The 15,804-nt window shown below is 64.8% G+C and carries 14 protein-coding genes; 9 read left to right on the top strand and 5 right to left on the bottom strand.

The genetic code is table 11. The features are described 5' to 3' along the window. Window positions 1–82: 82 nt before the first annotated feature. From ABFE16_15475 to ABFE16_15455, 5 genes are all read right to left on the bottom strand, one after another. On the bottom strand, window positions 83–2,074 hold the full coding sequence (locus tag ABFE16_15475) for a hypothetical protein (GenBank protein MEN6346701.1): 1,992 nt from the start codon (window positions 2,072–2,074) through the stop codon (window positions 83–85). Window positions 2,075–2,263: 189 nt separating this feature from the next. Then, on the bottom strand, window positions 2,264–3,496 hold the full coding sequence (hydF, locus tag ABFE16_15470) for a [FeFe] hydrogenase H-cluster maturation GTPase HydF (GenBank protein ID MEN6346700.1): 1,233 nt from the start codon (window positions 3,494–3,496) through the stop codon (window positions 2,264–2,266). Window positions 3,497–3,575: 79 nt separating this feature from the next. Next, on the bottom strand, window positions 3,576–4,997 hold the full coding sequence (locus tag ABFE16_15465; GenBank protein MEN6346699.1) for an aspartate ammonia-lyase: 1,422 nt from the start codon (window positions 4,995–4,997) through the stop codon (window positions 3,576–3,578). 48 nt (window positions 4,998–5,045) lie between these two features. Next, complete coding sequence (gene hydE / locus ABFE16_15460; protein ID MEN6346698.1) at window positions 5,046–6,128, bottom strand: [FeFe] hydrogenase H-cluster radical SAM maturase HydE; 1,083 nt, start codon at window positions 6,126–6,128, stop codon at window positions 5,046–5,048. Window positions 6,129–6,391: 263 nt separating this feature from the next. Beyond that, a complete protein-coding gene (locus ABFE16_15455; GenBank protein MEN6346697.1) occupies window positions 6,392–7,156 on the bottom strand; it encodes an amino acid racemase in 765 nt (254 codons plus the stop codon). A gap of 153 nt (window positions 7,157–7,309) precedes the next feature. Here ABFE16_15455 and ABFE16_15450 point away from each other — a divergent pair, with 153 nt between their 5' ends. From ABFE16_15450 to ABFE16_15410, 9 genes are all read left to right on the top strand, one after another. Next, a complete protein-coding gene (locus ABFE16_15450; protein MEN6346696.1) occupies window positions 7,310–8,686 on the top strand; it encodes a DUF2142 domain-containing protein in 1,377 nt (458 codons plus the stop codon). Between the two features lie 31 nt (window positions 8,687–8,717). Beyond that, window positions 8,718–9,509 (top strand): sugar phosphate nucleotidyltransferase, encoded by a 792-nt coding sequence (locus ABFE16_15445; GenBank protein MEN6346695.1) that lies wholly within the window; start codon window positions 8,718–8,720, stop codon window positions 9,507–9,509. Window positions 9,510–9,533: 24 nt separating this feature from the next. Next, window positions 9,534–10,235 (top strand): glycosyltransferase family 2 protein, encoded by a 702-nt coding sequence (locus ABFE16_15440; protein ID MEN6346694.1) that lies wholly within the window; start codon window positions 9,534–9,536, stop codon window positions 10,233–10,235. 61 nt (window positions 10,236–10,296) lie between these two features. After that, window positions 10,297–11,229 (top strand): LptA/OstA family protein, encoded by a 933-nt coding sequence (locus tag ABFE16_15435; protein MEN6346693.1) that lies wholly within the window; start codon window positions 10,297–10,299, stop codon window positions 11,227–11,229. A 49-nt stretch (window positions 11,230–11,278) separates the two neighbouring features. Continuing rightward, window positions 11,279–11,845, top strand: coding sequence for a hypothetical protein (locus ABFE16_15430; GenBank protein ID MEN6346692.1), 567 nt, complete (start codon window positions 11,279–11,281; stop codon window positions 11,843–11,845). A gap of 34 nt (window positions 11,846–11,879) precedes the next feature. Beyond that, the gene (gene lptB, locus ABFE16_15425) at window positions 11,880–12,602 is read left to right on the top strand and encodes an LPS export ABC transporter ATP-binding protein (GenBank protein MEN6346691.1); all 723 of its coding nucleotides are present in this window, start codon (window positions 11,880–11,882) and stop codon (window positions 12,600–12,602) included. A 39-nt stretch (window positions 12,603–12,641) separates the two neighbouring features. Beyond that, window positions 12,642–13,742 (top strand): LptF/LptG family permease, encoded by a 1,101-nt coding sequence (locus tag ABFE16_15420; GenBank protein ID MEN6346690.1) that lies wholly within the window; start codon window positions 12,642–12,644, stop codon window positions 13,740–13,742. 44 nt (window positions 13,743–13,786) lie between these two features. After that, the gene (locus tag ABFE16_15415; GenBank protein MEN6346689.1) at window positions 13,787–15,310 is read left to right on the top strand and encodes a DUF3084 domain-containing protein; all 1,524 of its coding nucleotides are present in this window, start codon (window positions 13,787–13,789) and stop codon (window positions 15,308–15,310) included. After that, window positions 15,307–15,735, top strand: coding sequence for a hypothetical protein (locus ABFE16_15410; GenBank protein ID MEN6346688.1), 429 nt, complete (start codon window positions 15,307–15,309; stop codon window positions 15,733–15,735). The genes ABFE16_15415 and ABFE16_15410 overlap by 4 nt, the downstream gene beginning before the upstream one ends. Window positions 15,736–15,804 lie beyond the last annotated feature (69 nt).

Below are 15,804 nucleotides of genomic sequence, written 5' to 3'. Positions count from 1 at the left end.
AGCTTTCCTCCTGCACGTACAAAAAAAGGGCCAGGCTTTCGAGCCTGGCCCTTCCCTTTTGCCCCACAATCAGCGCCGACTCTCAGCGTCCCTGCAAGGTCACGAACACCACCGAGTGCTCCGGAATCTTGCAGCTCACCACGCCGCCTTCCACGACAACCGGCAGCGAAGAGACCACATCCTCCTTCCGATCCACCAGCGGCTTGCCGTCCGCCTCAGCGCTCGACAGCACCACACCGGTCGCCTCGGCCACCGTGAAGTTCCGCAGGTTCACGCGGCAGCTCGTAGGCTTGCTCCATGACCCATTGGCAATCACCAGGTACACAGAGCGTCCGTCTTCCGAGAGTGTCGCCAGCGCCGGCGTCTGTGGCCCCGAGAAGCGGCCGCTGGTGTCCTCGCTGGCAGGCGGCGTGTACCACGGCGCCGTCCCCGTCAGCTCCAGCGCCCACTTGCCCACGTGACGGTTGAAGTAGTAGTACAGCCAGTAGATCAGCGACCGGCTGTCCGGACGGCTGGGGAACAGCACGCCGAAGCCCTGGCCGCCTACTCCCGACAGCATCTGCCAGGAGCTCGCACCGCGCAGCAGCGCCTCACAGGTGTAGTAGATGAGCCGCACAGCGCGATGCACCGTCCCCCAGATGTTCCCATTGTGATCGACGTTGTCTGCCCGTTCGCCCTGAGGACCGGCGCTGTGCACACCCCACTCGGTGTCGTACTGGTAGGCGTCGCGCCCGGGGTTGTACGTCGCGATGAGTTCGTTCAGTCGCAGCACCTGGTCCAGCTTGCGGAAGTTGTCCGTCAGCACGACGTCCTCGAAGGCACGCCTCGTCACGTTGCCCGAGGAGTAGTGGTGCGCCGCCACGAAGTCATAGCAGCCCGCGGTCTGCGAGAGCACGTAGTTGCCCCACCGGGTACTCGAGGAGTTGATGCCGACTCCGATCCTCGCCAGTGGGTCGGCCGCACGGATCGCCGCACTGACGGCCTTCACATGCGCCACGTAGTCATCAGCCGTGGCAAAGGCGCCGCCGCTGCCCCACTGCCCGCTGTAGGGTTCATTCGAGATCTCCCAGTAGTGGAACTTGTACCCGGCCTGCACCGAGTGCCGCACGCCCTGGGCCCAGACCTCCGGCGCGATCTTCGTCGAGGCCCCCTGGGTCTCGAACTCCAGCACCACGGTCTCCTGCGGAATGCCCACCTTTCCGCAGACTTCCGCCACCTTGTCGATGCCCGCCTCGACGCCGAAGGGCTCGTCACCCACACCATAGAACCGCGTCATGGGCAGGTGCATCTCACGGATCGCCGTCTCAGTCCCCTCAGGCAGTGTGTACTTCCCCTGCCGGTCGTAGGGGTGCCCTGTGAAGCCGCACACGCGGTGGAAGGACACACCGGCGCAGTTGCTCGCAGCTTCTCGCAGGCGCTGGGTGGTATCAAGCGTCAGCTCCAGGCTGTCTCCCGGTTTCAGTCGGTGCTGCAGGGGCGCATAGGTCAGCTTGCTCTCATCCACAAGCCGCACCGGTTCCGGGTCGGCACGTTCGGTCACCACGATGTTGTCGATCCACAGCGTCTTCTCCAGCGCCATGTCTCGAGTCGCGTTGAAGGTGAGCAGCACGTAGGAGCTGCGGTCCGCCGGGAAGTCGAGGCCTTCACGGACCTCCAGGCTGAACTCCTGCCACTGCGTCGTCGCGTTGATCGTCAGCGAACCCGGGCTGGGCCCATCGACGAAGGGCCTGATGCTCTCGTAGCCGGTGAGGTAGAACAGCGACGGTCCCGGCTTGTCCGTCCGCGCCCAGAAGCTGACCCGGTAGATCATGCCTCGCTTCGGCCGCAGGGCGGTCTCCGGCGAGGACACCACGTAGCCTGCCGTCCCGGCTGGATGGTAGATGCGGAAGCACGCCTGGCCGGCCTGGGGATTGGTCGTGTCCCGGGTGTAGTTGGCCGGCGTCTTGTACTGCTCGGCGCCCCACATCGACCATCCCGGCGGAGGCGACTGTTGGCTCGCCTGCTCGAAGTCGTAGCTCATGACCACCGTCTGGGCCCAGCTTGCCGTCGTCAGTAGACCTAGGAGCAGCCACATACGCGTCGACCCCTTCCAGCCCGGTCGAGGATTCACGCCATCCGGGCATGCTCCTCAGTTCCCGCCCTGTCCCGCAGACACCTGCGCTCCCTCAGCATCCCGGCACGAAAACGGGCAGGATTGCTGCCACCTTCTCGGCGGCACAGCCCTGCCCGTCTCTCAGCTCACCTTGTCTCGACGGTTCGCCCGTCAGTCCTCCTCGTACGCCATTCGCGCCAGGGGGAAGGGCTCCAGAGCCCGATCGAGGACGCCGTGGACGAAGGCCAGGAACACGCCGTAGTTGATGATCGGGACACCGGCCTCCTCTGCCCGCCGCAGTCGCGCCAGCATCTCCTTGCGGTTCAGCATGCACGCCCCGCAGTGGACGATCAGGTCGTACTCCTCCAGGTTCGCCGCGAAGTCTCCGCCGGACACATAGTCGAACTGGATCTCGCCACCGGCGTACTGCCGAAGCCAGCGCGGAATCTGCACCGTGCCGATGTCGTCCGGAACCTGGTGGTGGGTGCAGGCTTCCGCGATCAGAACCTTCGCACCGGGCTTGATCTGCCGCAGCGCCTTCGCACCTCGTGCCATCACTTCCAGGTCGCCCTTGTAGCGCGCGAACAGGATGCTGAAGCTCGTGAACATGACGTCTCGCGGGGTGTCCGCCGAGGCTTTCAGGACCGCCTGCGAGTCCGTGACCACGATCTTGGGCCGCGCCTGCAGGTTCTCAATGGCCGCTCGCAGCTCCCGCTCCTTCACCACAATCGCATAGGCGTCGTGGTCGATGACATCGCGCAGCGTCATGACCTGCGGCAGAATGAGCCGTCCCTTCGGCGCAGCCTTGTCCACCGGAATGACCAGCACCGCCACCTCGCCGGGGTTCAGCAAGTCACCGATGATCGCCGGTTCGAGGAAGTCGTCGGGGGCCACATCGATCATGACCCGCTTGAGCTCCTCCACACCGGCGCCCGTCATCGCGCTCACGGCGGCGAAGGGCAGCTTGCGCTCCCGGGCCCAGGCCTTGGCAGACGAGATGTCCGGGTTCACGTCGATCTTGTTGGCGACGGCGATGGTGGCCGTTCCCCGCTGGCGGAACTGCTCCAGAAGGTCCTGCTCATAGCCATCGATGCCCTGCTCGGCATCCAGCAGGAGCAAGGCCAGGTTCGTCTGGTCGAGCACGCGCATCGTCTTCTCGATGCGCTTCTCACCCAGTTCGCCCACGTCGTCGATCCCGGCGGTGTCAATCAGCACGCAGGGACCGATGGGCACGATCTCCATCGACTTGCGCACCGGGTCGGTCGTCGTGCCCGGCACGGCCGAGACGATCGCCGCTTCCTGACGGGTGAGCGCGTTGATGAGGCTCGACTTGCCGGCGTTGCGGCGGCCGAAGATCGCAATGTGCAACCGGTCGCCGGAGGGTGTCTGGTTCAGGTTCGTCATGATCGATGCGGGGTCTAGGCCCTTCACCGCTTTCTCAGAATATGGCTCTCACGAACATCCCGAGCGTGACCGATATGCCCTAACGTCTGGCCTTGTCGCCCGCCACGCCCGGCGTTGTAAGCTGTTCGGGATGGATCATCGCCGCGAGCTGCTCTTGCGTCAGCAGCCCTTCCTTCAGCACGAGCTCAGGTACCGAGCCTTCACCGGCAACCGCTCGCCGTGCAATCTCGGTCGCCTTGTCATAACCAATATACGGAACCAGCGCCGTCGCCAGCGCTGCACTGTTCTCCAGCAACTGTCGACACCGCTCCTCATCGACTTCGACCTCGGCAATGCAGAAGTCTTTGAGGATCGTCGCGCTCCGCGTCACCAGGTCCAGCGACTCCAGCAGGCTGTGGCAGATGAGCGGCACGAAGGCATTCAGCTCCAGTTGCCCTCCGGCGGCCGCGAGAGTGATCGCCTGGTCGTGCGCCATGACCATCAGCGAGCACTGGGTCACCGCCTCCGTGATGACCGGGTTGACCTTGCCGGGCATGATCGAGGAGCCCGCTTGCCGTGGTGGAAGTCGCAACTCGCCGAAGCCGCCCCGTGGACCGGAGGAGAGCAGTCGCAGGTCGGCGGCAATCTTGCTCAGGTCCACCGCCGCCGTCTTCACACACCCGGACACTTCGACGAACAGGTCGCAGTTCTGGGTCGCGTCGATCAGGTTCTCCGCCCGGGCAAGTCCGAGCCCGGTCAGCTCGCGCAGGATCTCCGTCGCGCCATACACGTACCGCAGGGGCGCGTTCAACCCAGTCCCAATCGCCGTCCCACCGAGGTTCACCTGGCGCAGCCGCTCCTCCATCTTGTACAGCCGCCACCAGTCGCGCTGAATCGCCTGCGCCCAGGCAGCGAAGCTTTGCCCCACTGTTATCGGCACTGCATCCTGCATCTCGGTGCGTCCCAGCTTCAGCACCGAAGCGTACTTCGCTTCCTGCTTCTGCAGGGCTCCCTGCAGTTCGCTCATCGCCTGCGCTGACTTGCGCATCAGCCGCAGGGCCGCCACTTTCACCGCCGTCGGGAATACGTCATTCGTCGACTGCGAGAGGTTCACATGGTCGTTGGGGTGAACGAGGGAATAGTCGCCCCTGGTGCCGCCGAGAATCTCGATGGCTCGGTTCGCCACCACCTCATTCATGTTCATGTTCGTCGAGGTCCCCGCTCCGCCCTGAAGCGCATCCACCGGGAACTGGTCTCGCAGCGCCGGCGGCTGCTCCTCACTCCCGGCAATCTCCTCGCAGGCCTGAACGATGGCCTTGCCGATCCGCTCCTCCAGGACCCCGGCCTTCACATTGGCCAGCGCACAGGCCTTCTTCACCAGTGCCAGCGCCGTGATCAGCTCCGGATGCACCGGCTGCCCTATCAGTGGGAAGTTGGTCACCGCCCGGGCTGTGTGAATCCCCCAGTAGGCCTCCGCCGGGATCTCCAACTCCCCTATCAGATCGTGCTCTCTTCGGTACATGGCAAAGCCTCGTCCGGGTGGCATACCACCTGTGTGAGTCCTGCTGGATCAGGCCTGCCCGCAAGCGCCGCTCAGCCGGGGACTGTGGCCCGGACCGCTGGAGGCAACTCGACCGGCTTCCTGAATCACCTGGCGTACCCGCTCCACCTCGGCAGTCACGGCAATCCCCGGCGCCTTCTTCCCGGGGTAGATCTCGTAGGCGGCAGCGTACTGCCGCGGCGTGATGTTCGGCATGATGACATTCGCTCCCGACCGGAGGGCCGCGAGGCGGCCGCCGGGCATCAGCGTCTCCAGGGCCGTCGTCGCCGCAAGCATCACGTCCGGCACCAGCAGGCGCAGCAGCGCCATCATGTTCAGCGTCTTCTCCGCCGACCCACTCGGAAGGTCAGCCAGCGGCGTATGAGGGTGCGGAACCAGGGGACCAATCCCCGCCATGTGCACCCCCAGGTCCTTCATGAACACAAGCTCACGAGCCAGCATCGCCGGCGTCTGCCCCGGCAGCCCCACAAGGCACCCCGAGCCAATCTGGTAGCCAATCTCCCGCAAGGTCTCCAGGCACCGAATCCGGTTCTCCCGCAGCGCACCAGGGTGCATCTCAGCATACACTACCGGATCCACCGTCTCTTGCTTGAGCAGATAGCGGTCGGCTCCGGCCTGGTGCCACAGTCGGTACTCCCAGGCCTCCCTCTCGCCCACCGACAGGGTAACGGCCAGCGGAGTGCGCGACCGAATCGCCGCAATGACCTGTGCCAACTCCTCCGCTGTCCACCACTCATCCTCGCCCGACTGAAGGACCACTGTGCCCAGTCCCAGCTCCGTGATGGTCTCCGCTGCAGCAACGATCTCCTCCGGAGTCAGGCGGTACCGATCGAGTTCCTCGTTGTCGGCTCGCAGGCCGCAGTACTGGCAGTGGCAGCGGCAGTGGCTGGAGAACTCCACAATGCCGCGCAAGAAGACCTCATCGCCGACCGTCGCCGCACGGACCTCGTCGGCACGACGGCGCAAGTCCTGCGCCGCCTCACCTTCGGAGGCGATCAGTGTGGCGATCTCTTCCTCGGACAGGTCGAGGGCCGGGGCCGGCTGTGCGCCAATCCCGGTTGTCTCGGCAGACGCAGCGGTCTCTTCAGTCATGACACGCTCCTCCCTCAGTCCGGGCGCTCCACTCTCAGGCGGCAACCCGTGCCGCTCCCTGCGCCGTCTCTTCTGAGGTCCTTCTTCCCGATCCTTGTGACCGGGTGGTACAATGGTGTCGCCGCAAGCCTCTCTTGTATTGTGAATTTAGGCACAAGGTAGGTTATATGTCAAGACAGGTTACGTATCCCGGCGTGCAGCGTCCGTTGGTTCGGGCCGCTCCCGCGCCTTCTCTTGAGACGTCCTGGCCGGAGCCTTGACCCCTACCGCCGGCGGCTGATGAGCTTGTCCTCCCCGGCCGCACGGCGTATGGCCTCCCGGGCGAGGACGGCAGTTGCGTCGATCAGTGGAAAGCCCTTGAGGTCGGCCTCTGTCAGGGCAAGGGGGATCTCGGTGCAGCCCAGGATCACAGCTTCCGCCCCATCAGCAATCATCCGAACGGCGGCCGCGCGCAGGGCATCGACCGCGATCTGGCTCACCGGTGACGATTGCGCCTTCACGCCCCACTCCGGGTGGAAGACGGCTTCCTGAACGTTGCGCTGGGTGGTCTCCTTGGGCACGACCGGGCGGACGTTGTGATGGGACAAAGCCGTCTGGTATACACCGGCGGCAATGGTCCCGGTCGTGGCAAGAATCCCCACGTGCGAAACGCTGGGGAAGGTCCGGACCAGGTGGCCCACGGTCAGACTCACGATGTTGAGCAGCTCGGCGTCCCGTGCTCGCTCCGGCATCCCGGCCTCCACGACCTCCCAGATGGCCGGCGCGTGAGCCGTGTTGCAGGGCACGCACAGCACCCGGGCCCCGGACCCATACAGGAGCTGCAGCGACCGCAGGATCTCGTAGGCGGGGTTCTCTTCAACCTCACCGCGCAGGAAGGCGTTGCGGTCCGGAATCGCCGGATTTGTGTACAAGAGCACCTGCAAATGGTCGCTGTCCGAGACGGCGCGCGTATTCAAGAGGATCTTGGCGTGCAGGTTCTCGCCGGCCTTCGGGCCCATTCCGCCGACGATCCCAATCAGTTTGCTCATTCACGATCACCCTCCGAATGATACGAAGCTGCCGCAGCGAAGTCAACCGCAGGTCGCCCGGCAGGCTTCACGCAGACCGGGCAACCAGCCTTCTGCACCTCGTACCTGACATCTGGTGACAGGTCCTTAAGAGTCCTTAGTGCAAGGTTAGCTATGAAGAAGTCCAAAGCCAAACAGAAGCCCCTGGCTCCTTCAAAGAGCCCTGAGCCGCCCATCGACGGCCCGAGATATGCTCTGGCCATCCTGATTGGTCTGTACCTGCTTCTCGCCCTGGGGGCAGCGGTGGTCGTCCCCACGGACCCGGCGCAGGCGCCGAAACTCGTGCCTCCAGATGAGCCGGCCCATTGGGCCTACATCGTCGAACTCGCTTCGGGCAAGGGCCTGCCCACCTTTGCCTCCGGCACTGCGAACTACGAGGCCCACCAGCCGCCCTTGTACTACCTGAGCGCTCTGTGGTGCGCCTGGCTGGGCGGTTCGCACGGGCTTCTCCTGGCCCGTCTGTGGAGCGCTCTGCTCGGGGTCGGCACCTTGCTGGCCGCCTGGCAGGCTCTGCGCTATCTCTTGGGTGAGGCTTTCTGGCCGCGTCTGGCGGCAGTAGCCGCTCTCGCCTTCCTCCCCGGCCGGTTGTTCATCCTCTCCTCGGTGAGCAACGACCCGATGTTTGAGCTGTGGGCCACCCTTACCCTGTGGCAGCTCCTCAAGGCCCTTCACGAGGGCATCACTCCCCGGCGGTCGGTCTATCTGGGCATCTGTCTGGGCCTCGCGCTCCTGAGCAAGTCCACGGGCATCGTGCTCATACCGCTGGCGGTGCTGGCTGCAGTGAGCGGAAGCCTCACCAAGGGCAGCCGGTCGCCGGACTCCACCGCGCACTCGGGGTCCTGGATCGCCAACACCGCCCTGATGCTCCTCGTCACGGGACTGATCTGGGGATGGTGGGTGGTCCGCAACCTGGTGCTCTATGGCGACCCGCTGGCCATGGGAATCTTCCAGCAGATCTTTCTCAAGGACCGAGCCACTCCCGAGTACTTCCTCAGTCACGGGATGACCTGGGGCGGCTACTGGACCCTCGTAGCCTACCAGGCCCAGATGAGCCTCTGGGGCGTGTTCGGCCAGGCAACTATCTACATGCCGCTGGCGTTCTACAGAATCGGCTACGCTCTGGAAGCTCTCGCGGTAGTGGGGCTTGCCGTGGAGTGGTGGCGGTTCCGCGCTGCCCGGCCGGTCGAGGCTGATGATCTGTCTGCAGCCCGAACCCGCTGCTGGGGAGCGGCGATTCTGCTGCTTTTCTTGACCCTGGCTACCTTCTTGCGGTTCAATACGGTATTCTACCAGGCACAGGCGCGCTACTTCCTGGGTGCGAGCGCCGTCGGCGCTGCGATTCTGGCTGCCGGGCTCTATGGGCTTGCCCGCGGGAAGTCGTCGCCCTGGCCTGCGCTCTTGCTGACCCTTCTGCTGGCGGCCCTCAGCGTCTGGGCGATCTGGGCGCACGTGGCCGGCAGCTACAGTCTCATGCCACCGGGTCTGCTGTAGATCCGAGGCACGGGAGGTCCATGAGTTGAAGGTGGCGCTGTTCGTCGGCGGAAGAGGCACGCGGCTGTCGGCCGAGGAGTCGGCAATCCCGAAAGCGCTGTTCCAGGTCGGGGACCGGCCGATCGTGTGGCACATCATGCGCATGTTCATGGCCGCCGGGATGAACGACTTCCTGCTGCTCCTGGGATACCGTGGTGACCTCATCGCCGACTACTTCATCCACCATGCGCCCTACCTGAATGCAGATGTCGAGGTGAGCGGCGGCAGGGCAGGGCTCCACGAGGTGGAGATCCTCGCGCGACGCGACAACCCCTGGAGGGTGACCCTGTGCCCCACCGGGACAGATACCGAGAAGGGCGAACGCCTGCGACGCGCCCGCAAGTACCTCGAAGACGAGCCTGACTTCGTGGCCACCTACGGAGACGGCCTGGCGGACATCAACCCGCAGGCCCTGGTCGACTTCCACCGGGCCCACGGGAAGGTCGCCACGGTCACCGCAGTACGCGTCTGCTCCCAGTGGGGACACCTGGACCTCGATGACGGAGGCCGTGTGACCGGCCTGCGTGAGAAACCGCCCCTGCAGGGCTGGGTGAATGGCGGCTTCTTCGTGTTCCGGCGCGAGGTCCTCGATCTGCTTGAACAGGACGACACACTCGAGTCCAACTGCCTGCCACGCCTCGCGGCGGCGGGTGAGTTGATGGCCTACCAGCACGAGGGTTTCTGGACCGCCATGGATACCTATAAGGACAACCTGGCGTTGAACCAGATGTGGGAGAGCGGGCATGCCCCGTGGCAGACCTGGTCCGAACCTGAGAAGGACTGACCGGAGGGCAAGGACTACACCAGCATGAAACTGTCCGTGGTGATGCCGGCATACAACGAGATTGACACGATCGAGGAGATCGTCGCCCGGGTCCAGGCCGTTCCAGTGGACAAGGAGATCCTCCTCATCGACAACTGCTCCACCGACGGGACGCGCGAGAAGATCCAGGCTCTCGAGGCTCCCGGTGTGCGGGTCATCTTGCAGACCCGCAACATGCGCAAGGGCAATTCTGTCAAAAAGGGGATCGCAGCCGCTCAGGGCGACTTCCTCATCATCCAGGACGCTGACCTGGAGTACGACCCGCAGGACTACCTCCCGCTTCTGGAGGCCGCTGAGCAGGAGGGCGTCTATGCCGTCATGGGCTCGCGCGTTCTGGGTCTGCGGCGGGAGGGGAAGCAGCTTCCGGTCAGCATCTTCAGCCTTGGGCGACAGGCCATCAACGTCTGGTTCGCCCTGCTCTTCGGCAAGGGGTTGACCGACAGCGCAAGTTGCTACAAACTGGCACGTCGCGAGGTGCTGCAGGGCCTGACCTTGCGCTGCGAGAGCTTTGACCTGGATTTCGAACTGGCCGCCAAGTTCCTCAAAGGTGCTCGGCGCGCCGGGCAGCGAGTCGTGGAGATCCCGGTCCACTACTACCCGCGCAGCGTACACGAAGGCAAGAAGATCGGCTGGCGCGACGGATTCGCAGCCCTCTGGACGATACTCAGGTTCCGCTTCACCGACTGACGAGGACGTGGGCAGTGACAGGACAAGCACAGCGCGTCGACCGTGCAAAGGCGGCGGGTGTATGAAGTTCAGGTTCCGGTACGGCGCCCTGATCGCCGTTCTCATGGTCGCAGTGGCCCTTGTGGTCGGCATCGTCGCTTCGCGCAACCCGGATCGCTCGAAGGTGCAGACCACGGCACCCTCTGCCGCCAGGACGGCCCCGGATCAGGCCGGTCTCAAGATCAGCGGCCTGGAGGCCACTGACCGTGACGAGAAGGGCAACCTGCGCTGGCAGATCAAAAGCTCCGGCAAGATGGACTTCGACCGCGAGCAAATGGTGGCTCGTGGTCAGAACGTGACCTGGGAGCTGACCCGGGCCGATGGCGCCCAGATGCAGCTCGTGGCTCCCGAATTCGTCGCCGACTACCATGCCAAGCTCGTGACCCTGACGAAGGGCGTGAAGGCAGAGAGCACCAGAGAAGCCTTTGCCTTCCAGGCCTCGCAGGTCGTGTATGACATGGCGGCCGAGCACCTCCACGCTTCGGGGCCTGTCATCGCAAGGCTGGGGGACTACGACCTTAAGTCCAAGGACCTTGGCTTCGACCGCCAGGGGCGCGAAGTGACCCTGGTTGGCGCGGTCGCCCTGGGGTACCAGGACTACCACGTGACGGCCGGCAGGGCTGTGGCACACCTGACGACCCGTGAGGCCACACTGACGGGCGGCGCACGACTGCAGCGCGGTGACTATGTCGCCCGGGCCGATACGGTGCACGTCAATGCCGAGGCTCAGCAAGTCCATCTCACGAACGCCGTGAGAGTCAGTCGGGGCGACCTGAGCGCTCGTGCCGGCGATGCACTCTTCGGCAAGCTAAGCCAGCAAGCCCGACTGTCCGGCGACGTGGCCCTGACCGGCAACGGCTTCACGGCAACCGGGCGCCGCCTCGTGGTCGACGGCGAGGCATCGACCGCCACACTCTCGGGTGGTGCACGTCTGACGACAAGGATCCGCAGATAGCTCGTTGACGCAAGGGAGTATGACCACACAGGATCGGAGTGTGTTGAGCATGAGACGATGGCATCTGATGGTAGCCGCCTTCACCGCCGGTTGCCTTCTCCTCGCAGCCGTTGCAGTCATGGCGGCCCAGGAGATGAAGACGCAGCAGGCAGTGGTGACGGCCGACGTGATGAAGTACAACTGGAAGGCCAACACCTGGGACTTCAACGGCAACTGCCGGGTTGACGTCGCCGGCCCCGACAAGGCCATGTTGACCGCACCGAAGATGCTCGGCAAGGTGGGCAAGGGTGGCACCCAGATCAGCGAGATCGTCGCCTCCGGACCCGTGTCCTTTGACGTGACCGTCCGCGCCGACGAATCAGGCGTCCAGCGTCGTATCGTCGCTAGCTGCAAGGGCCAGGCCACCTTCACCGGCGTCGCCAAGACCATCACCCTTACCGGCGGTGCCCAGGGACAGATGACCTCGATCCCGGCCGAGCCCGAGACCGGACCGGCTACCTTCAGTGGCGAGACCGTCACGATCAACCTGGCCGACTTCACCGTCGAGGTCTCGAAGGGCCGCATCGAAGCCGAGTTCGCAGCACCTCAAGAAGGCGGACAACCCAAGGGGCAGTAGCTCCCGACGGGCTGCCCGGCACCGACGGAAACCCATCATGGCACTGATAGCTGAAGGCCTCAGGAAAACCTACCGTGGACGACAGGTCGTCAAGGGCGTCGATCTCCACGTCGACCGCGGCGAGATCGTCGGCCTGCTGGGCCCCAATGGCGCAGGCAAGACCACCACGTTCTACATGATCCTTGGCCTGGTGCAGTCTGAGGGCGGCAAGGTCCTGCTGGACAATGTCGATCTCGCCAGCCTGCCCATGCACCTGCGCTGCCGACGTGGACTCGGCTACCTGGCGCAGGAGCCCTCTGTCTTCCGGCGGCTGACTGTCCGGGAGAACCTGCTGCTGATCCTGGAGCTGCAGAACCTGTCGAAGGCGGAGCGCATGGCTCGCGCCGATAGCCTGCTGGGTAAGCTGGGGCTGCTGCACCTGGCAGACTCCACGGGCGTCGTGCTCTCCGGTGGCGAGCGTCGCCGCGTGGAGATCGCCCGCACCATGTGCACCAATCCGTCCTTCATCCTCCTCGATGAGCCTTTCACCGGCGTTGACCCCATCGCCATCGCCGACATCCAGGACATCGTGGTGCATCTGCGCCAGGAGGATATTGGCATTCTCATCACCGACCACAACGTTCGCGAGACCCTCGGGATCACCGACCGCGCGTACATCATGTCCGAAGGCCAGATCCGCACCCAGGGTAAGTCCGAGGATCTTCCCAACGATCCGATTGCCCGGGAGTTCTATCTGGGTGAGCGGTTCCAGATGTGAGCCGAGCGCAGCGCCGAGACCGTCGTAGGAAGCAACTGAATGAAGATCATTGACCGCTACATCGCCGCCCACTTCGTGGGCCCCTTCTTCGTCGGCGTCGGCGCTTTCACAGCGATTCTGCTGGGCGTCAGCGAGATCTCCTATGCCGTCTCACTCGTCGTCCGTGATGGCGTGCCGGTGGGCCTGGCCGTCAAGTACTTCTTCCTCCACGTGCCAATGGTTGTGGCCCTGACGATGCCCATGGCCACGGTCTTCGCTGCGCTGATGGCCGCCGGCGCCTTGTCAAACCATGGTGAACTGGTGGCGATGCGCGCCGGGGGTGTGAGCCTTGTACGGATGGCCATCACGGTCATGGTCTGCGGCCTCATCGTAGCCATAGCTACCTTCGCCTTCGACGAGGCACTGTCTCCCCTGTGCAACAGCACGGCCGGCAACATGCTGCAGGACTTTCTGAGCAAACAGAAGAAGATCGAGAAACCGATCTCCTACTTCCTCCCCGAAGAGGGCACACCGGAACGTGCCATCATCGTCCTGAAGCTGAACCCGGAGAAGCGCGAACTGCTGGGCATTACCATCAACGAGTTCCGCAACGGGAAGCTCGCTCAGGTGTTCTCGGCTGAACGCGCGGTATGGGTCGGCACCCAGTGGAAGCTGGTGAACGTGGTCCATCGCCAGTACACGGGCAAGGGCTACCGTGAGGACCGTCTGCGGGAAGTGATGTGTGACATCGGCCGCACACCGGAGGATATCGGGCGCAGATCGGAGCGTCGGCCCGAGGAGTACACCCTGGCGCAGCTCAAGGCCGAGGTCGCGAAGCTGATGCCCGACGCAAAGCCTGGGAGTCAACAGCTCAAACGCGCCCTCTGGCTGACGCAGCACTACCATATCCGTATTGCGACGCCCTGGGCCGCGCTTTGCTTTGCGGTTCTCGGCTTCCCGCTGGGGATGAGGCCGCAGCGTGCCACCACCGGCATCGGCTTCGGCATCTCCCTGGCGCTGGTGTTCGTGTACTACATCATCTTCAACTTCCTGCAAGCCTTCGGTCAGCAAGGTGCAATGTCGCCGGTGCTGGCCGCGTGGCTTCCGAACATCGTCCTCCTCGGAGCCGGTCTCGGACTGCTGATCGACGCAAGCCGCTGACGGAGGTTCGATATCGCAACGTCGTCGGATGGCAGTGGGCGGCCATGTTTTCAAACCTCGTAATCGCCTTTGTGCTGCTTCCCGTCATGGGGGCGCTGATCGCCTGGGCTGGCGACGTAATCGGCTATCGCCTGGGCAAGAGTCGGCGCTCCTTGTTCGGGTTGCGTCCGCGCACGACGGCACGCGCGGTTGGTGCTGCGGTAGGCGCTCTGCTCCCTCTGGCCGGTCTACTGTTCGCAATGGCGGTCAGCCAGGACGCCCGCGACGCCGTCCTGCGCATCGACGATCTCCGCCAGCAGGCCTCCTCTCTCTCCCAGCGTCTTCCCCAGTTGCAGGCCGAGGTCCGCCGTACCCAGCAGGAGGCGCGCTCGGAACGTGACCGCGCCCGTACTGCCAACCTCAGCCGTCTCAAGGCCGAGGAGCAGCTCGCCGCCAGTCAGAAGACCCTCGCCTCAGTCCAGACTGTACTGCACAACACCCAGGGCAGCCTTCAGCTTGCCCGCACCTCTCTGGGCAAAGCTCGCACCCAGCTTGTGGTGGCCCGAAGCGGACTGGCGACAGCCCGGCGCGACCTTGGCACCGCCAAGATCGAGGTCACTCGCGCCAACACCGAACTGGCCAGGTCCAAGAGCGACCTGGCCGGCGCCCGTACCGATCTTGCCCGTGCCCAGTCCGACACCCTTGAGGCGAAGACCCAACTCGAGGCCGCCAAGACCGACCTTGCCGACAAGCAGAAACTGCTGCAGAGCGCCGTTGCTGAACTGCAGACGGCCGACAAGGTGCACCGCGAGGTCGAGCAGGCCCAGGCTCATCTGACGGAGCTCTCCGATCAGCTTGCCGAGACCGAGGAGAGCCTCGCCCGCTACAAGATCGCCTTGAGCGCGATGGTGGGCCAGGACGTGGCCTACGAGCCCGGCGAGGAGCTCATTCGGGCCATCGTCGAGGCCGACCGCAGCGAGCAGCAACTCGAGACCATCCTCTATGAGCTTCTGAACTTCGCGAGTGCCGCCGCTGTTCGTCAGGGGATCGCTGTCGGGCCGAACCTGCGAGCGGTCCGCGTCCTCTCGCCCATCCCGCCGGGTCTTCCTCCCAGCCGTGCCACCGAGGCGGATATCGTTCGCGAGGTGGCGGAGAACATCCGCAGCGGCGCAGCGCCCACCTACGTGGTGATCGTCCGAGCCTGGGGACGCGCCTTCAAGCGCCAGGCTGAGCAGATGACGGCCGAGTTCTGGGTGGCGCCGAATCGCACCGTCTTCCAGGCCGGCGAGACGGTCCTTTCCTCGGAAGTCGATGGGAGTCTGCCCCGCGCCTACGTGTTCCGCGAGCTGTGGCAGACGGTCACAGCCATGCGCCGGGTCGCCGCCGACCGAGGAATGCTCCCGAGCCCCAAGTCCGGACGCTATGGCGAGGTGCCCGCGGAGGAATTGCTCTCGGCGCTCGACAAGCTACTGGCCATCAATGGTCCAGCTCGCGTTAACGTCGTGGTGCTCAAGGACACGCCGGTCGCGTCACCGGGAGACCAGCCGATGCTGGTTCGCCTGGACGTGTCGCAACTGAGCCGCCCATGACAGACCCCGAGCCCGACAGGCTCCTGCTGGCCGTTGACCCCGGAAGCGCGAAGTGCGGTCTCGCCCTCCTCACTGAATCCGGCCGCGTCCTCGAGATGGCCGTTGTCGCCCGAAGTGAACTGGCGGCGACGGTCTCGCAGCTTGTGCAGGGCAGGCCCCTTGCCGCTTTGCTCGTCGGCGATCGGACGACCCATCGAGCGGTGATCGGCGAGTTGCAGGCCCTGGGGATCGAGGCACCCCTTCACGTCGTACCCGAGCACAACACCACACTCCGCGCCAGGGAGCGCTACCTGCAGGACCATCCACCACAAGGCTGGCGCAGGCTGATTCCGCGTGGCATGATCGTCCCACCGGGGCCGCTCGACCACTACGCTGCACTCGTCATGGCGGAGGACTGGCTCGCCTCCCAGTCTCAGCCTGACTAGCCCAGTTCTGAGGCCTGTGGCTGAGACGCTGCCGGGCTTCGCCAGGAAGACAACACTGTTGAAGTAGAC

The sequence above is a fragment of the Armatimonadia bacterium genome (assembly GCA_039679385.1).
GTDB lineage: Bacteria > Armatimonadota > Zipacnadia > Zipacnadales > JABUFB01 > JAJFTQ01.
Note: the sequence above shows the minus strand (reverse complement) of the source record. Positions and strands in the feature narration are given on the sequence as shown.